At 60.8% G+C, this 22,257-nt stretch carries 13 protein-coding genes and 1 pseudogene; 13 read left to right on the forward strand and 1 reads right to left on the reverse strand.

All coding sequences use genetic code 11. The features are described 5' to 3' along the window. Positions 1 to 46 precede the first annotated feature (46 nt). From FTE24_RS23230 to FTE24_RS09880, 10 genes are all read left to right on the forward strand, one after another. Positions 47 to 1,456 carry a GNAT family N-acetyltransferase gene (locus tag FTE24_RS23230; RefSeq protein WP_442978167.1) on the forward strand — a complete coding sequence of 470 codons (1,410 nt, stop codon included), beginning with the start codon at positions 47 to 49 and terminating at the stop codon, positions 1,454 to 1,456. A 22-nt stretch (positions 1,457 to 1,478) separates the two neighbouring features. Then, positions 1,479 to 1,853 (forward strand): hypothetical protein, encoded by a 375-nt coding sequence (locus FTE24_RS09840; RefSeq protein ID WP_150233135.1) that lies wholly within the window; start codon positions 1,479 to 1,481, stop codon positions 1,851 to 1,853. A 219-nt stretch (positions 1,854 to 2,072) separates the two neighbouring features. Beyond that, positions 2,073 to 3,041 (forward strand): LacI family DNA-binding transcriptional regulator, encoded by a 969-nt coding sequence (locus FTE24_RS09845; RefSeq protein WP_150233137.1) that lies wholly within the window; start codon positions 2,073 to 2,075, stop codon positions 3,039 to 3,041. A 102-nt stretch (positions 3,042 to 3,143) separates the two neighbouring features. After that, positions 3,144 to 4,094, forward strand: coding sequence for an ABC transporter permease (locus FTE24_RS09850; RefSeq protein WP_150233139.1), 951 nt, complete (start codon positions 3,144 to 3,146; stop codon positions 4,092 to 4,094). An 11-nt stretch (positions 4,095 to 4,105) separates the two neighbouring features. Continuing rightward, positions 4,106 to 5,002, forward strand: a complete 897-nt coding sequence (locus tag FTE24_RS09855) for a carbohydrate ABC transporter permease (protein WP_141446725.1) — start codon at positions 4,106 to 4,108, stop codon at positions 5,000 to 5,002. Between the two features lie 106 nt (positions 5,003 to 5,108). Next, the gene (locus FTE24_RS09860; protein ID WP_150233141.1) at positions 5,109 to 6,746 is read left to right on the forward strand and encodes an ABC transporter substrate-binding protein; all 1,638 of its coding nucleotides are present in this window, start codon (positions 5,109 to 5,111) and stop codon (positions 6,744 to 6,746) included. 80 nt (positions 6,747 to 6,826) lie between these two features. Next, positions 6,827 to 9,295, forward strand: coding sequence for a PfkB family carbohydrate kinase (locus FTE24_RS09865; RefSeq protein WP_150233143.1), 2,469 nt, complete (start codon positions 6,827 to 6,829; stop codon positions 9,293 to 9,295). After that, positions 9,292 to 11,607 (forward strand): GH32 C-terminal domain-containing protein, encoded by a 2,316-nt coding sequence (locus FTE24_RS09870; RefSeq protein WP_150233145.1) that lies wholly within the window; start codon positions 9,292 to 9,294, stop codon positions 11,605 to 11,607. Before FTE24_RS09865 ends, FTE24_RS09870 begins: the two co-directional genes overlap by 4 nt. A 46-nt stretch (positions 11,608 to 11,653) precedes the next feature. Further along, positions 11,654 to 13,099, forward strand: coding sequence for a glycoside hydrolase family 32 protein (locus FTE24_RS09875; RefSeq protein WP_150233147.1), 1,446 nt, complete (start codon positions 11,654 to 11,656; stop codon positions 13,097 to 13,099). A gap of 27 nt (positions 13,100 to 13,126) precedes the next feature. Then, positions 13,127 to 18,877, forward strand: coding sequence for an S-layer homology domain-containing protein (locus tag FTE24_RS09880; RefSeq protein ID WP_150233149.1), 5,751 nt, complete (start codon positions 13,127 to 13,129; stop codon positions 18,875 to 18,877). A 313-nt stretch (positions 18,878 to 19,190) separates the two neighbouring features. Here FTE24_RS09880 and FTE24_RS09885 read toward each other — a convergent pair. Further along, positions 19,191 to 19,535, reverse strand: a pseudogene (locus tag FTE24_RS09885) (winged helix-turn-helix transcriptional regulator); the annotation flags it as partial. A 264-nt stretch (positions 19,536 to 19,799) separates the two neighbouring features. Here FTE24_RS09885 and nfsA point away from each other — a divergent pair. From nfsA to FTE24_RS09900, 3 genes are all read left to right on the forward strand, one after another. Further along, positions 19,800 to 20,540, forward strand: coding sequence for an oxygen-insensitive NADPH nitroreductase (gene nfsA / locus FTE24_RS09890; protein WP_150233153.1), 741 nt, complete (start codon positions 19,800 to 19,802; stop codon positions 20,538 to 20,540). Between the two features lie 83 nt (positions 20,541 to 20,623). Further along, positions 20,624 to 21,061 carry a MarR family winged helix-turn-helix transcriptional regulator gene (locus tag FTE24_RS09895; RefSeq protein WP_150233155.1) on the forward strand — a complete coding sequence of 146 codons (438 nt, stop codon included), beginning with the start codon at positions 20,624 to 20,626 and terminating at the stop codon, positions 21,059 to 21,061. Between the two features lie 40 nt (positions 21,062 to 21,101). Next, on the forward strand, positions 21,102 to 22,238 hold the full coding sequence (locus FTE24_RS09900; protein WP_150233157.1) for an NtaA/DmoA family FMN-dependent monooxygenase: 1,137 nt from the start codon (positions 21,102 to 21,104) through the stop codon (positions 22,236 to 22,238). Positions 22,239 to 22,257: the final 19 nt, after the last annotated feature.

The following is a 22,257-nucleotide window of genomic DNA, read 5'->3' on the forward strand; positions in this document are numbered from 1 at the left end:
GCAGAAAAGCTGCATCAGAAGGGAGAATATACGGATGCACAATCAAATGGACCCTCATGAGAAACAGGCAGCGCCGCGGGAACGCCCGACTGTCGATCCGGGCAGCGGAGAGCCGTCGTACCGGATACGCCCCGCGACAGAAGAAGATCTTCCTTTTCTATGGGAGATGCTGTTCGAGTCGTTGTATGTACAAGAAGGCGCGGAGCCGTTCGACCGTTCGATTCTCGAACAGCCGGCCATGCGCAAATACGCGGAAGACTGGGGCCGGGCAGGCGACTTCGGCGTGATTGCCGAAGCGCCGGACGGGACGCCGCTCGGTTCGGCGACAGCCCGTTATTTCGGCGCGGACAACCGGGGCTACGGTTATGTCGCGCCGGACGTGCCGGAGCTCGGGATGGCGCTGCTGCCGGGCAGTCGGGGCCGAGGCATCGGGACGGCGCTGCTGCGGCATCTGCTGGACGGACTGCGGGAGCGGGGCGCGCGGCGGGCATCGCTGAGCGTCGATCCGGGCAACGAATCCGCGATGAAGCTGTACCGCCGTTTCGGCTTCGAAGAAGTCGGCCGGGAAGGGACGTCGATCACCCTGATGGCAAACTTGGAAAAAAAGGGCGCAGATCCGACTCCGTCCGAAGCTTTATCTTCGGCGGGCGAGGCAATTACGGCAGGTACGGCAAATGCGGTAGATGCGGCAAAGAGATACGCGGCGCCCGGCGAAGCGGAGCTTGAACGCGACCCGCTGATCGTCAGCCTGCGTCCCGAGCCTTACGCGCGGATGCTCGCGGGCACGAAGAGGCATGAATTTCGGCGGCGCTTCGCAGACCGGCCGACCGGTGCGTACCTGTACGTATCGACGCCGGTCGGAGCGGTCGCCGCCTACGCGGAATTCGGCCGCCCGATTGCGGGCACGCCGGAAGAACTGGCCGTGCTCGCGGAGCGCGACGAGCCGGGTTCGTACGCGCAGACGCTGGCGTATTTCGACGGCACGAAGCGCGGCTTCGCCGTGCCGATTCTGGCCGTGCGGCCGATCGCTCCGCTGCCGCTGGCCGACATGCGCGGGACGTTCGGCTTCCCGCCGCCGCGTTCGTATCGGCGCCTAGACGCGGCGTCCGCGCTGGGGCGCGAACTGGCCGAAAGGCTGGCCGCCGCCGGCGAAGGACCGGANAAAATCATGCGGCATTATATGGAGAGCGCCGCCGAGGAGCAGCTGCGCAACCGGCGCAGCATCGGCTACTCGCTGGAAGGCGACGAAGTGATGCTGATCGAGCAGCGTCCGTCCAAAGACGGCGCCGGCTGGATCGAGCTGCCGGTCGCGCAGTTCCGGCTCGACGCCGGCGGATGGAACGTCTACGGCATGGACAGCGGCGGCCGCTGGCGCCCGGTGCCGGAGATTCCGCCAAGCGACGATTTTCAGGCGCAGCTGAACCGCGTGGCCGCCAACGACCTGGGCATTTTTTAACGAAAAAGGAGGCTTAATTAGGATGAAATACGCCGAACAATTCCGCACGCTGCAAGAGACGCTCGTACCGGATAGCGGCCAGGCGCCGACCGTGCAGGGCGAACTGATCCGCTCGGTCGCCCGCCTGCACGAAGAAGCCGAACAAAACGGCAACGCGAACTGGGACGAAGGGTACGAGCTGTTCGCCGATTTTATCGAGAAGACGTTCCACGCGCAGCGCATGGCCGATCCCGTGTTCAGGGAGCGGGTCGAGACGATCCTCAACCGTATCCGGCAGCCGAAGATCGCGTATCTGGATTATGAATCGTTCCACGAATTGAGCGATCACGCGGTGGAGTGGTGCCGGCTCCATCCCGAGCCGATTCCGAATCCGCACGATCCGAGGCAGTACCGCTGAACCGGCGCTGCTGACCGGGTACCGCCGATCGCGGCCGAAGGCGAGGAAATGCTCGGGAACGCTCCGAAAACGCGCCTCGGCGCGAAGCAGGCAGGCCGGACAAGCGTCCGGTTTTTTTTATATCCAGAACGAAAATAACGCTTTCAAAAAAAGAGTTGAAACGTTTCCAATTTGGTGCTATCATACGCCTAAAGAGAGAAAAAGTAGGTGGAGAAACAAATGTCGAGTGTCAAGGATGTCGCTCAGTTGGCCGGCGTCGCGGTCGGAACCGTCTCGCGCGTCATCAACAACTCGGGTGCCGTCAAGCCCGAGACGAGAAGAAAAGTCGAAGAAGCGATTCGTACGCTGCAGTACGTGCCGAACGAAGTCGCGCGCAATTTCAAAATGCAAAAATCGAAGACGGTCGCGCTGCTGCTTCCGAGTATCTGGCATCCGTTCTTCTCGGAACTCGCTTATTACATCGAGGACGAACTGGATCTGGCGGGCTTCAAGCTTATGCTGTGCAACAGCGGCGGACGCCCGGAGAAAGAACTGTATTATCTGGAGATGCTCCAGCAGAACAAGGTGGCCGGCATCGTGGGCATCACGTACAACGACGTCGAACATATGGTGCGCACCGATATTCCGATCGTCAGCATCGACCGGCATTTCGACAAGACCATCACCTGCGTCACGTCCGACAATTACGAAGGCGGCCGGTTGGCACTGCGGGAACTGGTCAAGGCCGGTTCGACCAGGCCCGCTTTTATGGGTTCGCGCACCGAGCTGTTCAGCGAGACGATGAACCGCCGCGACGGCTTCGCGGACGAAGCTGCGGCGCTTGGCGTTGAATGTGTCATTTACGAGAAGCCCGATCCGGTCGTCGACGAAGACGCGTATTACGAAGAGTTCCTCGAACGACACCGGGACATCGACGGCGTGTTCGCGATTACGGACATGTTCGCCGCCAAATATATCGAGCGCGCCAAGAAGTTGGGTATCCGGGTGCCCGAAGACGTGCGCGTGATCGGATACGACGGCATTCAGGACCACGCCTATTTCCATCCCGTGCTGTCGACCATTCGCCAGCCCGTCGAAGAGATGGCCCGCATGACGATCCAACTGCTGTTTAAGAAAATCGAAGGCACCGAAATCGAACAGGAAACGTACCGCCTGCCCGTTACGTTCAGACCCGGAGAAACGACGTAACGGAAGGCCTGTTTTTTAGCCAGTTTTGGAAACGTTTCAAATTTAAGTTGGAAACGTTTCAATTCTAGATAAACGTTGGGTGAACAGAAAGGGAGAATGAGGATGATATCAAGACAAAGCTTGGCCGGACGCTCGGAAGTCAAAGCGAAACGAAACGTCTGGAGCCGGATCAAAAGGGATTACCAACTGTATCTGTTCCTGCTTCCGATCGTGGCGATCTATCTGGTTTTCCGGTACTACCCGATGTACGGCGTGCAGATCGCGTTCAAGGATTTCTCGCCCAGCCAGGGCATCTGGGGCAGCGAATGGGTCGGATTCAAGCATTTTGCCGACTTTTTCGGCGCGTACAACTTCTGGCAGATCATGGAGAACACGCTGCTGCTGAGCTTTCTCTCGCTGCTGTTCAGTTTTCCGGCTCCGATCCTTATTGCCCTGCTGCTGAACCAGATGATGGCGAAGAAGTACAAGAGCTTCGTCCAGACCGTCATCTACGCGCCGCACTTTATTTCCACCGTCGTGCTGGTCGGCATGCTGGGCGTGTTCCTGTCTCCCAACAGCGGCATCGTCAACCATGTCATTACGTGGTTCGGCGGCCAGCCGATCCTGTTCATGGCCGACGCCGGCTGGTTCCGCCCGCTGTACATTCTGTCCGGCATCTGGCAGGAGACCGGGTTTGCCACCATCATCTACCTGGCCTCGCTCGCCGGCGTCAATCCCGAACTTCACGAAGCGGCGATCATGGACGGAGCAAGCAAATGGAAAAGAGTGCTGAACGTCGATATCCCGAGCATCCTGCCGACGATCGTCATTTTGCTCATTTTGGCGCTCGGCAACGTGATGAGTATCGGGTTCGAGAAAGCGTTCCTTATGCAGAGCGATCTCAACTACTCCGCTTCGAACATCATTCCGACTTACGTGTACGAGACGGGCATTCAGAAAGCGCAGTACAGTTTCTCGACCGCCGTGGGCCTGTTCAACTCGGCAATCAACATTATCCTCATCTTCGCCGTTAACCGCATTGCCAAAAAATTGACGGAAACCAGTCTTTGGTAGGAGGAAGCCCCATGAACTTATTGACGAAAAGAAAAACGAAAGGCGATTTCTGGTTCGACGTCGTCAACTACTCGCTGCTGACGATCGTCATGCTGCTCGTGCTGTTCCCGTTGTACTTCGTCCTGATCGCGTCGTTCAGCGACCCGAACCTGATCTACTCCGGCGAAGTGTGGTTATTCCCGAAAGGATTCACGCTGGAAGGCTACGAGCGCATCTTCCAGGACGCGGCGATCTGGACGGGCTACGCCAATTCGCTGCTCTACGCTTCGGTCGGGACGTTTATCGGCGTAGCGGTGACGCTGTGCGCGGCTTATCCGCTTGCGCGCAAAGACCTCTACGGCAAAACGGCGATCATGTGGTTCCTGCTCGTGACGATGTTTTTCAGCGGCGGACTCATTCCGACGTATCTGCTGATCAAGGACCTGAACATGCTCGACAGTCTGTGGGCGCTCGTACTGCCGGGAGCCGGGGCGGTCTTCAACGTCATTATCGTCCGCACGTTTTTCCAGTCTTCGATCCCGGACGAGATGTGGGAAGCCGCCTCGATCGACGGCTGCTCCAACGCCCGCTTTTTCTGGAGTATGGTGCTGCCGCTGTCCAAGTCCATCGTCGCGGTCATGGTGCTGTATCACGTCGTCGGGTTCTGGAACGGATTTTTCGACGCCATGATCTATTTGAGCGACGAGCAGAAATATCCGCTGCAGCTCGTGCTGCGCAACATCCTCGTCCAGAACCAGGTGAATTCCAGCATGATGATCGACGTGGAATCGTACGCGGCCAAGCTGCGGGTGACCGAGCTGATCAAGTACGGCGTCATCATCGTGGCCAGCCTGCCGCTGCTCGCCCTGTATCCGTTCCTGCAAAAATATTTCGTCAAAGGCGTCATGATCGGCTCGATCAAAGGCTGATCGCGGATTCGATTTCGCTCGGGGAGGGATGCCGGAAGCAGCACGAACCCGCGGTCTGCGGGCAGCGACACCCATTCATTCAACGAACCTAAGGGGGTTACGAAAGATGTCCAGAAAATTGTGGAAAAAACCGGCTTGGAAAAGTGCGAGCGTGCTGATGCTGACGAGCGTGATGGTGCTGGGCGGATGCGGCGGCGGCGCTCAGGAAGACCATGTGGGCAAAGCCGACCAGGACGACAACTTCAACGCGACCGGGCTGCCGATCGTCGACGACACGATCACGCTGAAGATGGTGTCGCAGAAGTCGGCGCTGGCGCCGGATTACGGCGAAATGGAAATTTTCAAAAAATTGCAGGACAGCACCCATGTTCAGGTCGAGTGGAACAACATCCCGGACACCGATTTTGCGGAAAAGAAAAACTTGCTGTTCGCCAGCGGAGACATTCCCGATGCGTTCTACAGCGCCGGCCTGTCCGACTACGAACTCGTGAATTACGGCAAAGACGGCACGCTGCTTCCGCTGGAAGACTTGATCGAGCAGTATGCGCCGAACCTGAAAGCTTTATTGGAAAAGCGTCCGGATATCCGCGCGAACATCACGGCGCCCGACGGGCATATTTACGGCCTGCCTTCCTGGGAAGAGAACGATCTCGGCTCCAATCCGTTTTTCCACGCGATCAACAAGACCTGGCTCGACAAGCTTGGCCTCAAAGTGCCGCAGACGCTCGACGAATATACGCAGGCGCTGCAGGCGTTCAAGACGCAGGACCCGAACGGCAACGGCAAAGCGGACGAACTTCCGCTCAGCTTCATGCATATGCAGTGGTGCATGGATATCGGCGGCCTCTTCGGCGCTTTCGGTATGCCGGATAACATGGAGCACCGGATCGTACGCGACGGCAAAGTCATCTTCACCGCCAATCAGCCGGAATACAAGGAAGCGCTTAAGTACGTGCACGACAACTGGTACGCCAAAGGGCTGATCGATCCCGAGTCGTTCACCCAGGATGCCGCCCAGTATTTGGCCAAAGGCAAATCGCCGGACGAGACGCTCGGTTCCTTCGTCTGGTGGGAAGTCGCGGAGATGACCGGAGCGGAGCGCGCCGACGATTACGTGCTGCTGCCACCGCTGACCGGACCGGACGGCGATCGCACGATCGGCCGGGGCAACGGCGGCGGGCCGGCACGGGGCGCGTTCTCGATCACGAAAGAGAATCAATACCCGGAAGCGACGATGCGCTGGATCGACGAGCAGTACGAGCCTTACATGGCCGCTCAGGTCCACTGGGGACCGCTTGACGTCGTGTTCGAGAAAGACGCCGCAGGCAAGCTCGTGAACCTGCCGCTTCCGGAAGGCACCAATGCCGGCGAATTCCGTCAGACCGTGGCTGTAGGCGCAGGCGCGCCGGGCGTTATCACGAAGGAAGACCTCGGCGTGGTCGTCGACCTCGAACCGCGGGCGCAGCAGCGCATGGACGATCTGGAGAAATACTACATGCCTTATATGGAAAAAGAAAATTATCCGAGCCTCTTCTTCGAACCGGACGAATTGGACACGATCAACCGCATTGAGCCCGAGCTGCTGAAATACGTCAACACGCAGCGCGGCAAGTTTATCGTCGACGGCGGCGCGGACGAGGAATGGGACGCTTACGTGCAGACGCTGGAGAAAATGGGACTGAACGAATTGATGGAAATTTACCAAACGGGTCTCGACCGCTATAACGCTTCGCTGAAGCAGTAAAGCACAAGCGGACACGCAAAAGGATTCAAAAAGAGTGATTCAAAAAGAGTGATTCAAAATAGAGACAGGTGGGAGAAACCATGCTTGATTTTACCGCAATTGGAGAAGTATTGATCGATTTTACGCCGTCCGGGGAACCGGACGGCAATCTCCCGACGTTTACGGGCAATCCGGGAGGCGCCCCGGCGAACGCGGCCGCGGCGCTGGCCCGGCTGGGACATCATTCGGCGCTGATCGCCTGCGTGGGCGACGACGCATTCGGCGTGCTGCTGCACGACACTTTGCGCGACTGCGGCATCGACGTCTCCGGCGTCCGCGTGACGGACGAAGCGAATACGACGTTGGCGTTCGTGCATCTGGACGAAGACGGCGACCGTTCGTTCAGCTTCTACCGCAAGCCCGGCGCGGACATGATGCTGACCGAAGCCGATCTGCCGGCGGATCTGATCGAACGCAGCCGCATCCTGCATTTCGGCTCCGTGACGCTGACGCACGAACCGGCCCGCAGCGCGACGATAGCGGCGGTCGAACGCGCGCGCGCCGCGGGAGCGACGGTCACATTCGATCCGAACGTCCGGCTCGATCTGTGGACGGACGAAGCTGCGGCACGTGAGCAGATCCGGTGGGGGTTGGAGCGGGCCGACATCGTCAAAGTGTCGGAAGAAGAAGTGCTGTTCCTGACCGGCATCGCCAGCGTCGAACGCGGAGCGGCGAAGCTGCGGGAACAGTTCGCCGGACGGCTGCTCGTCGTCACGCTCGGAGAACGCGGCTGTTATTACGAAGCCGGCGGCAGTTCCGGGTACGTGCGCGGCTACGAAGTGGACGTCGTCAATACGACGGGGGCGGGCGACGCGTTCTTCGGCTGCCTGCTGCATGCCCTGCTGGAATACGGCCTCGATTCGCTGCCGGCAGAGACCGAACTGCGCCGGGCGCTTGCGTTCGCCAACGCCGGCGGCGCGCTGGTGACGACCCGGCCCGGCGCGCTGCGGGCGATGCCTGCCGCCGAAGAAGCGGCGGAGCTGATGGAGCGCGCCGCGCCGCATGATTATACGGAAAATTTCCGTCCGCAGTTCCATTTCACGCCCGAGCGGCATTGGATGAACGATCCGAACGGGCTCGTCTTCTATGAAGGCGAATACCATCTGTTCTACCAGCATCATCCGTATTCGAGCGTCTGGGGACCGATGCATTGGGGGCATGCGATCAGCCGCGACCTGATCCGCTGGGAGCATCGCCCCGTCGCGCTGCTGCCCGACGAGCACGGCTTCATCTTCTCCGGCTGCTGCGTCGTCGACCCTGACGACAGCAGCGGATGGTTCGGCGGCGGATCGGGGCTGGTCGCCCTGTTCACCCATGCGTCCGACGATCCGATCAGCGGACGTCCGATGCAGCGCCAGAGCCTGGCCTACAGCCGCGACAAAGGCCGGACGTGGGAGAAATACGCCGGGAACCCGGTGCTGGAAGAGACGGACTGCCCCGACTTCCGCGATCCGAAAGTGTTCTGGCACGCCGATACGGGCCGCTGGATCATGCTGCTGGCCGCCGGCGACCATATTCGCTTCTACCGGTCCGCCGATCTGAAGAGTTGGGAATTCGCCAGCGAATTCGGCCGCAGCGAAGGGTCCCATGACGGTGTCTGGGAATGTCCCGACCTGTTCGAGCTTCCGGTCGAAGGCGAAGACGGAAGCCGCTGGGTGATGATCGTCAGCATCGGCGACAATCCCGCCTGCCCGGAAGGCTCGCGCACGCAGTATTTCACCGGCCGCTTCGACGGTCTGTCCTTCGTGAACGACGCGCCGGCCGGGCGCGTGCTCTGGCTCGATCACGGCCGGGACAATTATGCGGGCGTCACATGGTCGGACGTCTCCGCGGAAGACGGGCGCCGCCTGTTCATCGGCTGGATGAGCAACTGGAAATACGCCAATATTACGCCGACCGAAGGCTGGCGCAGCGCAATGACGCTGCCGAGGACGCTGTCGCTGCGGGCCGGAGCGGAGCAGCCGGAGCTGGTGCAGCTTCCGGTGCGCGAAGTAGAGAGTCTGCGCGAAGCGACGGAGACGGCGTCCGGCGCGGTGCTTGCGCCGGGTTCGGCGCTGCGTATGGAAGCGGGAGCGGGGCTGATCGAGATCGAGGCGGAGATCGGGACCGGGTCCGCGGAAGAGATCTCAATCTCGTTCCGGTCCGGCGAATCGGGCGAGACGACGATCGGATACGAACCGCAGCGCGAATGGCTGTATATCGACCGGACGCATTCGGGCGTGACGGAATTCCATGAAGCGTTCGCCTGCCGGCACGGCGTTCGGGCCCGGAGCGAAGACGGGCGGCTCAAGCTGCGGATCTGGCTCGACCGGAGTTCGGTCGAAGTGTTTGCGGACGGCGGAGCGGCCGTTCTGACCGACCAGATCTTCCCGTCGGCCCCGGTAGACGGGATCGAATTCCGGGCGCGGGGCGGGGAAGTCCGCTTCGAACGCCTGAATGTGCACCGGCTGGGATCGGCGTACGCCGAACCGGCGGCGCACACGATCGAAGAAGGGAGCTTGTCCCGATGAGCGATCTCCTGCGCATCGACCCTATAGAGAACAATGACAATGGCCTGCTGCTGCATTGGCCGCTCGACGAAGGCAGCGGACCGGTCGCGGTCGAACGCTTGTCCGGCCGAGCCGATTCCGTCGAGCATGTGCTGCGGAATCCGCCGTTCGCCGAGGCGCGCGATCCGCAGTGGCGCGCCGGGCCGGGCGGCGAAGAACGCGGCAGCCTGCTGCTTGACGGATACTCGACATTTATCGGGCATCCGATCGGGGCGGACGAAGCGATCGACCGCGCAGACGGCCTGTCCGCGCTGAGCGTCGGAGCTTGGATCGCGCCGCGTTCGTACGAGCACGGCGACCCTCGGCATCCGGCCGCTATCGCGGCGCGCTGCGACCGGGATGCGGGACGCGGATTTCTGCTCGGAACGTCCAGGCACGGCTCCTGGACGTTCCAGTTCGGGCTGAGCGACGGCCGCTGGATCGAACTCTGGGCGCCGGACGAAGACCGGCTGCCCAAAGGGCAGTGGTCGCATGCCTACGGCGTGTTCGACGGGCAAGCGGGCACGGCGAAGCTGTACCTGAACGGCCGGGAAGCCGCTTCGCTTCCGGTGCCGCAGAGCTCGCGCCTGATGCCGGCATCCGGCACGGAGCTGTGGATCGGGCGCCATCCGCAGGGGGTGCGGTTTGCCCGGGCGTTCGAACGGCAGCGCTTCGCCGGCCTGCTCGGCGGACTGCGGATCTACGGCCGGGCGCTTGCCGAAACGGAGATCGCCGAAGCTTACACTGGCGTGCGGCGCGCCTGCGGGGGAGATCATCCGCCGCTTGGGAGCGGGCAGATCCGGCTGGACCGGTCGGCTCTGGCGTCGGACCGGCATCGCCCGCAGTATCATGCCCATCCGCCGGCGCACTGGATGAACGAGCCGCATGCGCCCGTATACTTCGAAGGCAAATACCATTTGTTTTACCAGCACAATCCGCAGGGTCCTTTTTTCCATCATCTGCATTGGGGACACTGGATCAGCGAAGATCTGGTGCATTGGCGGGACCTGCCGGTCGCGCTGGCGCCGGAAGACGACGGACTCGCTGCCGACGGCATCTGGTCGGGCAGCGCTTCGTACGACGCCGACGGCCTGCCCGTGCTGTTCTTCACGGCCGGCCATGCCGAAGCTTCGCCGGATCAAAGCGTGGCGCTGGCGCGCAGCACGTATGCCGAAGACGGGGACGCCGAACTGGTTCGCTGGACCAAACATCCGGCTCCGCTGATCGTGCAGCAGCCGGATCAGGGACGGTTCGGCGATTTCCGGGACCCGTTCGTATGGCGGGAAGGCGACCGCTGGTACGCGCTGGTCGGCTCCGGCACGGCGGAAGGCGGCGGCACGGCCTTCGCCTACGTCTCGACGGACCTGCTGAACTGGACGTACAAAGGGCCGTTCTACATAGCGGACATGGAGCGCTTTCCTTATCTCGGCCCGATCTGGGAACTGCCGGTGCTGCTGCCGCTCGGCCGGGACGCGGGCGGCGCGGAGAAGCATCTGCTGCTGATCAGCCCGGTCGGCGCCGGAGCGGACGTCGAAGTGTTCTACTGGATCGGGACGCTGGACCGCGAATCGCTGTCGTTCGTGCCGGACGACGAAGAACCGCAGTTGATCGACGTCGGCGATTTCCATTTTACCGGACCGAGCGGCATGGTCGATCCGAAGACCGGACGCTTGATCGTGTTCACGATCGCGCAGGGCGACCGCACGCCGGAGATGGAATACGCGTCGGGCTGGGCGCATAACGCGGGGCTTCCGCTGCAGGTATGGCTGCGCGAAGACGGCAGGCTCGGCCTCGGGCCGATCGAAGAGCTGGAGAGTCTGCGCGGCGAGAAGCTGGCGGATCTCCGCGATGTCGGAGCGGACGAAGCGAACCGCCTGCTGTCCGGCATCGAAGGCGACATGCTGGAGATCAAGGTTGAACTGCGGGCGGACGGCGCGGACCGATGGGGGCTTGCGGTCAGACGCTCCCCGGGCGGCGAGGAAGAGACGATGCTGTTCTACGACAGCGCCGAATCGAGGCTTGGCGTCGACCGTTCGAAGACGACGCTCGACCCGCGCGAGCAGGGTGGCGGCGTGCAGAGCGGACGGCTGGATCTCGGCGGCGACACGCTCAAGCTGCACGTCTATCTGGACCGCTCGATGATCGAAGCGTACGCGAACGGATTGAAAAGCGTGACGACCCGGGCTTATCCGAGCCGGACCGATGCGCTTGGGCTACAAGTACGGGGGAACGGCGGCGTGCAGGTGATGTCGCTGGAAATTTGGGAGATGCGGTCGATTTGGGAAGTCGGCTGAAGCATACGCAGACAGAAGTTCGAGCTTAACGCGAAGGAGGTCCGATATGGCTCAGGAATTTTTCTACCGTCCCGAACAGGCATGGGTCGGCGACGTCATTCCTTATTACGAAGACGGGGAGTTCAAGTTGTTCTACCTGCACGGCTGGAGGGAGAATCACCGGGAAGGGCTGGACCACGGCTGGCATCTGCTCGGCACGACCGATTTCGTGCGGTACGACGAACGCGGAGCGTGCGGCATCGAAGGCGGGACCGGGCATGTGCTCAAGGTCGACGGGACCTACCATATGTTCTACTGCGTCTTCCCCGAAGGCAGGCAGTTGGTCTGCCATGCGGTCAGCACCGATCTGAAGCACTGGGAGAAGCTGCCCGAAGAGACGTTCGGGCCGGACGGAGAAATCTACGAAATGGCCGACTGGCGAGATCCGTTCGTGTTCTGGAACGAAGAAGAAGGCTGTTACTGGATGCTCGTCGCCGCGCTGGCCGTGGGGACGACAGCCCGCAAAGGCTGCGTCGGGCTGCTGACGTCCGCGGATCTGAAGCATTGGGAATACCAACCGCCGCTGTACGCGCCGAAGCTGCATGTCGGCGCGCACGAATGCCCGGAATTGTTCTCGATCGGGGAATGGTGGTATCTGGTCTACTCTTCGTATACGGGGCGCTTCGGCACTTTTTACCGGATGAGCCGGTCGCCGCGAGGCCCCTGGTTCTCGCCGCGCGAAGAAGCGTTCGACGGCCGCGCCTATTACGCGGCCAAGTCGGCATCCGACGGAACGAAGCGGTATCTGTTCGGCTGGAATCCGACCAAGCGCGACGACCTGTTCGGCTGGAATCCTCCGCAGGCGGCGGGACAGGATTACGATACGTGGGATTGGGGCGGCAATCTGGTCGTGCACGAGATTTTCCAACGGCCCGACGGCACGCTCGGCACGCGGGTGCCCGAGTCGATCGACGCGGCGTTCTCCGTGCCCGTACCGGCTTCGTTCTCCGGCCTTGCGGGAGAGTGGACGGAGACCGGCGGAGGCGATGCCGGAGGTCCGACGCTGACGTGCGTCGAACCTTACGCGTTCGCCGCCTGCGCCACGCGCGGCGAGCTGCCCGGAGTCTGCCGCATATCGGCCGACCTGAGCTTCTCGCCCGGCACGCAGGGCGCCGGCTTCATGCTGCGGACGCAGGGCAGTCTGGATGCCGCTTATTACGTGACGCTTGAGCCGCAGCGCGGCCGCGTCACGTTCCGCGGGCCGATCATGCAGTCGGAAGAAGGCGGGAAGACGTTTCCTTACGAAGTCGAACTGGAGCGTCCGTTCGATTACGAGCCGGGCGAAGCCGTCGGGATTCGTATTCTGATCGACGGTACGATCTGCGAAATCTACGTCGGCGGCCGGGCCGCGATGAGCGCCCGCATGTACGACATCGAACAAGGCCGGCTCGGTCTGTTCGTCAATCAGGGAGAAGCGGCGTTCGGGAATGTACAGATTCATACGCTTGGGTGATCCGAATCGAATGAAGGAGGTTCTCGAATGGGAAAATTCGCGTTCAACAAATCCCGAATGGCCAAAATGGTCATTGGAGCGCTGCTGATCCAGCTCGCGGTTCCCGGCTTGTCGTCGGCGACCGAACAAAGTTCCGGGGGTGCGGCCGCTTCAGACTCCCCGCAGGCAGCCGCGGTGTCCGTCACCGATTCCGTCTATCAACCGGACAATGCGGGCTTTGAGACGGGAGACCTGAGCGGCTGGACGGTCGTCGAAGGCCAAGCGTTCGGTCCGCAGAGCGTATCCGACGAGACGACCTGGTGGGCGGAGAACATTCCTTACGCCCAGGAAGGCAGCCATCACCTAAACGGCTGGAGAGCCGACGAAGCGGCGACCGGCACGCTTCGCTCCGGTACGTTCGAGCTCGGCGGCAGCGGCTGGATCAGCTTCAAGCTCGGCGGCGCCAAGAACCCGGCCAAAGCCTATATCGACATCGTCGATGCCGATACGAAGCAGGTCATCGCCCGGTACGGCAATTCCGCCTTCTCGGACAAAGGCTTCCCGAATCCGGCTCAAGGGATGCGGCTGGCCAACATGGAGACGTACAAAGCGAATCTGTCCGATTATACGGGCCGGCAGCTGTACATCGAGATCGTGGACCGTGCCGTATCGGACTGGGGCGTGATCTTCGCCGACGCGTTCTTCACGAATCACCCGGCGGAGCCGGCCGAAGGCGTGCTCGCGACCGATATCAAGCCCGACTTCAAGCGGTATCAGATCCGGAATCCCGGCTTCGAGACCGGTGACCTGACCGGCTGGACCGTCACCGAAGGCGATGCGTTCGGACCGGGAAGCGTCTCTAACGAAAGCGTCTGGTGGGAAGAAGACATTCCTTATCAGCAGCAGGGAATGTATCACCTGAACGGCTGGAAAGCCGGCGAAGCGGCGACCGGCGTGCTGCGGTCGAGCGATTTCGAACTCGGCGGCAGCGGCTGGATTACGTTCCGGCTCGGCGGAGGCAAGCATTCGGACCAGGCTTACATCAGTGTCCGCGATGCGGAGACAGGCAGCCTGATCGCCAGATACGGCAACGACGCATTCAGCGAAGACGGGTTCCCGGACCCGGCCCAGGGCATGCGGCTGGCGAACATGCAAATATACCGGGCCGACTTGTCCAGATATATCGGCAGGAAGCTGCATCTCGAACTCGTCGATCGGGCTGTCTCGGATTGGGGCGTGCTGTTCGCCGACGCTTTCGATACGTTCCACGAGAGCCGGCCCGAAGACGGAGCGATCGCGGTCAACCTGATCCCGAGCGCGATCGGCAATCCCGGATTCGAGACCGGCACTTTGGCCGGCTGGACCGTCGAAGGGAATACTTTTGAAGTGAGCGACGAAGCGGCAGCCGGCAAAGAAGGCACTTTCTACGCCGCTTCTTCTGCGGAAGGCCAGGGTTCGATCACTTCCGGCGCGTTCACCCTGCAGGGCAGCGGAACGGTGGCGTTCAGCCTGATCGACGTCACGCGTCCGGAAGACGCGTATGTCGCCCTGTACGAAGCGGGGACCGATACGCTGCTGGCCAGAACCGGCGCGGCCGAACCCGGCGGGAAGATTTCCTGGAACATGCAGAAGCATTACGGCAAAAGTCTGTATCTCAAAATCGTGGACGCGTCCGACCAAGCCCGCATCGCCGTCGATGCTTTTGAGACGAACGGGCCAGGCAGCGTGTTCCATATGAAATTCGACGAAGGCACGGGCAAGGAGGCGCTTGAAGAAGTGCAGAACCGGCGGTACGACGTGCGCTACGTCTTCAACGCCGCGAGATACATGGATTCCAAAGATCCGAGATGGACGCCCCGCGGAGTCAAGGGCGGAGCGCTGCTCTTCGACGGATATTCGAACGACGTGGAAGTTCCCGCGGCGGACACCGTTCCTGTCGGCGACGCGCTGACGATCGAAGCCTGGGTCGCTCCGCGCAGCTACGAATGGGGAGACGGCGGCAAGCTGTCCGCGATCGTGAACCAGTCCGACGCGGACAAGGCGGAAGGTTTTGCCCTGGGCATGTACCGGCACGGCACCTGGTCCGCGCAGATGGGCATTGGGGGACAGTGGGTTCAGGTCTGGGTAAAAGATCATCCGCTGGAAAAGTACGCCTGGAACTACGTAGCCGCGACGTTCGACAAACAGGCAGGCAAAATCAAACTGTACCTGAACGGCGAGGAAGTAGCTTCGCAGGATACGCCCGCGAACGTGCCGATCACCGTGTCTTCCGCGAGCCTGCTGATCGGCAAAAACAACAAGCCCGTAGAGCTTGCAGGCCTGTTCTCTTACAACATGTTCAGCGGACTGATCGACGAAGTGAAATTGCAGAACCGTGCGCTCGGCGCCGCGGAGATTCGCGCCGAATACGACAGCGTGAAGACGCTGCACGGCGGCAGCATTCCGCAAATCCCGAGAGGCGATATCGACGAGGACCCTGCGGTCTTCGACGGCGATCAGCATCGCCCGCAGTACCATGCGATGCCTCCGCAGAACTGGATGAACGAAGCGCATGCGCCGATCTATTACAACGGCAAATACCATCTGTTCTACCAGCATAATCCGCAGGGACCGTACTGGCATCAGATCCATTGGGGCCATTGGGTCAGCGACGACATGGTCCACTGGGAGAACGTGCGGCCGGCGCTTGCGCCCGAAGCGGGCTCGCTGGACCCCGACGGCGCGTGGTCGGGCAGCGCGGCGTACGACCGCTCCGGCAATCCGGTGCTGTTCTACACGGCCGGCAACGACGCATTGTCGCCCAACCAGCGGACGGGACTGGCCACTCCGGCCGATTTGACCGATCCTGATCTGGAAAAATGGAACAAGCATCCGGTGCCGGTCACCGAGCAAGGCGGCAACGGCATCCCGAACGAGTTCAGGGACCCGTTCGTCTGGTACGACCAAGAGACGGACAAGTGGTACCAACTGGTCACTTCCGGCCTGAAAGACTTCAGCAGCGGAACGGCATTGGTCTACGTGTCCGACGACATGTACAATTGGGAGTACAAAGGTCCGCTGTATACAAGCGACCGAAGCCTGTACCCGGAACTCGGCACGGTGTGGGAACTGCCGGTGCTGCTTCCGCTCGGCACAGACAGCAGCGGCAAAGAAAAGTATATTTTCATGGTGAATCCGCACGAGAAGCCGGAACAGGTCCCGCCGGCGAACGACGTGCAGCGGGACGTCGAAGTCTTCTACTGGATCGGCACGTGGGACCGCGACAATTTCAGGTTCGTCCCCGACCGGGACGCGCCGTCCAAACTCGACGTGGGCGACGGTTATTTGACGGCGGAGAGCGGCATGGTCACGCCCGACGGCAGAACGGTCGTCTTCTCCATGGTGCAGAACGTCAGAACGCCGCAGGCCGAGTATCAGGCGGGATGGGCGCACAATCTGGCGCTGCCGATCTCGCTGAGCCTCGACGATCAAGACGAGCTGCGTATCGAGCCGATCGCGGAACTGCAAAGCCTGCGGGCGGACAAGCTGGTCGACCTGAGTAACAAAAATCTGGCGGACGCCAACCGGTCGATCAAGGATGTCAAAGGCGACATGCTGGAAATCGTCATGGAGATCGATCCGGGCGAAGCGCAGCAGTTCGGACTTAAGGTGCGGCGTTCCGACAACGGCGAAGAAGAGACGCTGATCTATTACGACAAAGCGGACTCGACGTTCAACGTGGACCGGACCCGAAGCAGTATCGATCCGGACGCGCGGGTGGACGGCGTTCAGGGCGGGTACGTGGACCTGGACGGCGAAAATCTCAAGCTGCACGTGTTTCTGGATCGATCGGTCGTCGAAGCGTTTGCCAACGACAAGAAAAAGCTGACGACGCGCGTCTACGTCGGCCGGTACGATTCGCTTGGGCTGCAGGTCTGGGGCGACCAGGACATTACGGTCAAGTCGATGGAAGTGTGGAACATGAACGCTTTGACGGGCAAAGCGGCGGCTCCGGTCGACGTGCCCGCCGATTGGGACAATTCCGCGTATCCCGGCTTGACGGAGCTGCCCAATCACGATTTTGCCACGGGGGACCTCGCCGGCTGGATCGCGGAAGGCGAAGCTTTCCAGAATGTCCATGTGACCGACGAAGCGTTCTTCTGGGACACGATCTATTTCAATCCGTCGCACAAAATTCCCGGCGGTTATCATCTGTGGGGCTTCAATGAAGCCGCGGGCGGCGACCGCTTGACAGGAACGCTGAAATCGCAAAACTTCGTGCTCGGCGGGAACGGCCGAATCGATTTCCTCGTCAGCGGCGGACGCGATCCGGACAAGCTGTACGTCGCGCTTGTCCGGGCCTCGGACGGGCAGGAGCTGTTCAAGGAAACGGCGACGAATTACGAAGAGTACCAGCGCAAAATTTGGGACGCTTCGGCCTATGTGGGCGAACAACTTTATTTGAAAGTGGTAGATCAGTCGGCAGGCGGGTTCGGGCATATCAACGTCGACGATTTCAATGTACCGGTTCAGGGAAGTGCTCCGGTCGATCCGGGAGAGCCTACTACTCCGTCGGAACCGGCGGAGCCGGGACAACCGACCGATCCGGGTAATCCTTCCGTTCCGGTCAACCCGGCCAATCCGACCGATTCGGGCGCTGCACCCGCTGCGCCCGCTGCGCCCGCTTCGGGGCCGAATGTCGTTTCTCCGGCCGGTTCCTTGAACGTTACGGATAAGCCGCTTGAGCCCGGCAGCTTGTCGTTCAGGCTTCAACCGGAGCAGCGTCAGCTGCTCTTCCCGGCCGATACGGCCGCGAACGACGGCAAAAACGCGCTGAAGATCGTCCGGGGCGGAGTGGAGATCGATATTCCGGCGGACGTTCTGATGCAGCTGCGGCCGCTGATTCCGGCTGCAGCATGGGCACAAGCCCGAATCTCCGTCGAACTGGATGTGCTGCCCGCCGACGTGCGCGGGGCGCAGCTTGAACGCGCCGCAGGCCGCAGCCAAGCGGAGATCGCCGCTGCGGGCGAGATGTTCGATTTCGAATTGTCGGTCGTTCAAGCCGACGGTACCGCCCGCCCGCTGAAGGCGTTCTCGAAGCCGGTCACGCTCCGGCTGCGCGCCGACGGAGCTTCACAGCAGAAGCCGGACGGCATCTACGCGATCGCCGAAGACGGAAGCCTGGCTTATGCGGGCGGCACGCCGTGGGACGGCGGATGGACGGCGCAGGTGGACCGTTCCGGCCGGTACGGCCTGCTGCGTTACGACAAGGCATTCGACGACGTGCCGGCCTCGTATTGGGCGCATGACGCGATCCGGCGCATGGCCGCCAGGCAAATCGTGCAGGGAGTCGACGGGGCGTCGTTTGCGCCCAAGCGCGACGTCACCCGGGCCGAATTCGCCGTGCTGATCGCCCGGGCACTGGATCTGGATTCGGCGAAGCCGAATCCGTTCAGGGACGTCGATGCCCGCCGGGCTTACGCGCCTGCGATTGCCGCCGTATTCGAAGCGGGAATCGCAAGCGGCCGAAGCCAAGATACGTTCGGCCCGGAAGACACGCTGAGCCGGGAAGAAATGGCGGTCATGCTCATGAACGCCTATCGATTCCGTACAGGCAGCGAAGCGTCCGCGGCAGGGAAACGTGCCGATTTCAAAGACGTCGATGACGTCGGCAAGTGGGCGCAGAACGCAGTCTCCGCCGTGAACAACCTCGGACTGATGCAGGGACGGGGAGGAGACCGGTTCATGCCGCAGGCGACGGTAAGCCGCGCGGAGACGGCGCAGGTCGTCTCGCTGCTGCTCGACAAAACCGAGCCCTGAAAAACAAGCCCTAAACAAAGAGAATCCCGAACAATGCGAACCCCAACAACGCGCACTCCAACAATATGAGCTCTAACAATACGAACTCGAACAATAGGAGTTCAAAGAACACGGCCCATGCCGGATCAGGCAAAATATCCGAATCGGACCGCGCCAAAAAAGGCATTCCGCTTGCAGAGTCTTCTGCACCGGAATGCCTTTTTCTTGTTCACGAAAATTCCGTTTTTTCGGATTCGATCATTTTTTCGGATTCGCCCGCTTCGTCCGATTTCCCTCGCTCCCTGTTCGCTCCGCGCTCTCCGTGCGGCCCGTTTTCCCCGTACTCTTTTCCGAACGCTTCCATCTGCTCCAGAACCGGCAGCAGCCGGACGCCTTTTTCAGTTAGCGAATATTCGACTTTGGGCGGCACTTCCGGGTACACTTTCCGGTGCACGACGCCGTCTTTTTCCAGCTCTTTGAGCTGCTTGGTGAGCGAACCTTGCGACAGTCCGCCGAGAAAGTGCTGGATATCGCCGAAACGGCGGGTTCCGCTTTTGAGATACCAGAGAATGAAATATTTCCATCGGCCCGACAGGATGTTCTGCGTCAGGACAATTGCGTACAGGTCTTCTTTTTCCTCGATAAAGGCTGGCTCGAATCCGTTCAAACATACTCTCATGGCGATCCCTCCCGATCCAAAGGTACAAAAATATGCACTATGCCTATTTAAATTGCCTTCTTTGCAAAGCAAGGCGCCGGACTTATGATAGGTTCACGCCGTCGAACGCAGCATGCGTTTTATATATTTAGTAGGCTAACTACCAGTGTAACAAATTTCAAAGGAGAAAAGAACCATGACCTCTCGCAAACCGATTCAGTTTTGAATCCCGTCCCAAACCAAATGCCGAACCCAATTCCAATCCAACAGAAAAGAGGAATACTTTTGAATCCTACGATCGAACTGCTGCACAATCACGTATCCGTCCGTTCCTATGCCCCCGAACCGTTGACCGACGAGCAGCGGGACGTTATTTTCCGGGCCGCCAATCAGACGTCGTCGTTCAGCCTGCTTCAGGCCGTTTCCATCATCCGCATCACGGACCCGGAGCTGCGCAAGCAGGTCAGAAAACTCAGCGTGGATCAGCCGTATATCGAAGAAGCGGGCGAATTCTGGATTTTCTGCGCGGATTTCAACCGCAATCATCGGATCGCGCCGGACGTGGACCTGTCCTATATCGAATTTCTGTTGATCGGAGCGTTCGACGCGGGCCTGATGGCGCAAAACGCGCTGACGGCCGCCGAATCGCTTGGCCTCGGCGGCGTATACATCGGCGGCGTGCGCGCGAATATCGAAGCGCTGTCCGACCTACTCGAACTGCCGGAACATACGATTCCGCTCGTCGGATTGTGCATCGGCGTACCGGCGGGAGAGAAAGCCGGCTTGAAGCCGAGACTGCCGCAGTCCATGGTCCTGTTCGAAGACCGGTACCGGACGCTGGACCGCGACGAACTGGCCGAATACGACCGAATCGTGCTGGATTATTACGAGCAGCGTCCGGTCAAAGCGCCTTTTACCGCCAAAAAGGTCAAAGGATGGAGCGATCACGTGCAGGATCATCTGGAGCGGAGCATTTTGCCCGGCATGATGGACTACTTGAACAAGCAGGGCTTTGCCAGAAAATGAAGAGGCTGCGGCAAATTGACACCTCTTCCCGTCCATGATAAATTTAGCCTGCTAAATATCGGGAAAGAATGGATGGTTGACTCATGACAGATACAGATACAGATGCAGTGGATTGCGAGATTCGCCAATCGTTGGACCGGGTCTCCTCGCAGATGCGGCGCAATTACGGCGAATCGCTGAGAGAACTCAATCTTTATGCCGGACAGGACAATTTGTTGTATCGGTTATGGCTGGGCGACGGCATTACGCAGATGCAGCTGTGCGAACATCTCAAGTGCGAGCCGCCGACCGTCACGAACATGGTCAAGACGCTGGAACAGAACGGATTCATTTATCGCAAAAAAGACGGGGCGGACGCGCGGGTCATGCGGATTTTCCTCACCGACGAAGGTCGTGCGCTCCAGCAGCCGGTCGAGAACAAGTGGAGAGAGCTGCGGGAGAAGCTGCTGCACGGCATCCCCGAGGCAGACCGGCTCGTGCTCCGGACGCTCATGCGGCATATGGAGAACAATTTGACTTAGCCGCCGTCTCGATCCGCGCAGACAAGGAGAACAAGCAGCGATGGAACAAAGAAAGCTCAAATTGGGAGGCATCATCGACGGCGTCGGCTGGAATCATACGGGCTGGAGACATCCCGGCATGCCGGCGGACGCCAGCGAAAACATAGATTACTACGCCGAAAAAGCGATCCAGCTGGAAGAGGCGAAGTTCGACCTGATCTTCCTGGCGGACGTCAGCCATATCGGTCCCGGCATGATTCCGCACTATCTGAGCATGTTCGAAGGGGTATCGATCTTGTCCGCTTTGAGCATGGTCACCCGATCGATCGGGCTTGCGGCCACGATCGCGACTTCGTATGCCGATCCGTTCACGGTGGCGCGGCAGATCGCTTCGCTGGACAAGATCAGCCGGGGACGCGCCGGGTGGAACGCGGTCACGTCGAATCCGGGCGGACTGGTCAATTACAGCCGGGGCCATCTGCGCAAGTCCGATCTGTATCCGATGCAAAAAGAGTTTCTGGACATCGTCGAAGGGCTGTGGGATTCGTATGAAGACGACGCTTTTATCCGGGACAAGGAAAGCGGAGTTTTCTACGATCCCCGCAAGATGCACGCGCTGAATTATAGAGGGAACTATTTCTCGGTGGACGGACCGCTGAACGTCAGTCGTTCCAGACAGGGGAGACCGGTCGTGTTTCAAGCCGGCACTTCGCCGACGTTTATGGACATCGCCGCGCGGCATGCCGAAGTCATCATGGCACCGGGCGACGATTTCGCTTACCTGACCGGATACGCGGCCGAACTTAGAAGCAAAGCCGCCGCTCAAGGGCGTTCGCCGCGCGACCTGCTGATGATGCCTTCGCAGAATCCGATCGTGGGCGAAACGGAGCAGGAAGCGCTGGACAAAATGCGGGAGATCGAATCGTGGATACCGCGCGGGTATCGGATGCCCAAACCGACGTTCATGGGGTCCGCCGAGCAGGTCGCCGACCGGATCGAACGTTGGCACCTTGCCGGCCTGATGGATATTTTGCTGATCCGGCAGGACCATCCCGAAGGCTTCGCGGACTTTATCCGGCTGGTCGTTCCGATCCTGCGGGATCGGGGCCTGTTCCGCACGGAATACGAGCACGACACGCTGCGCGGCCTGCTGGAACTGCCTTATCCCGAGCACCGGCACGCCAACTCGCATCGTTGAATAAAAAACAAGGAGAGGT

The organism is Saccharibacillus sp. WB 17 (genome assembly GCF_008634075.2).
GTDB classification, from domain to species: Bacteria; Bacillota; Bacilli; order Paenibacillales; family Paenibacillaceae; genus Saccharibacillus; species Saccharibacillus brassicae.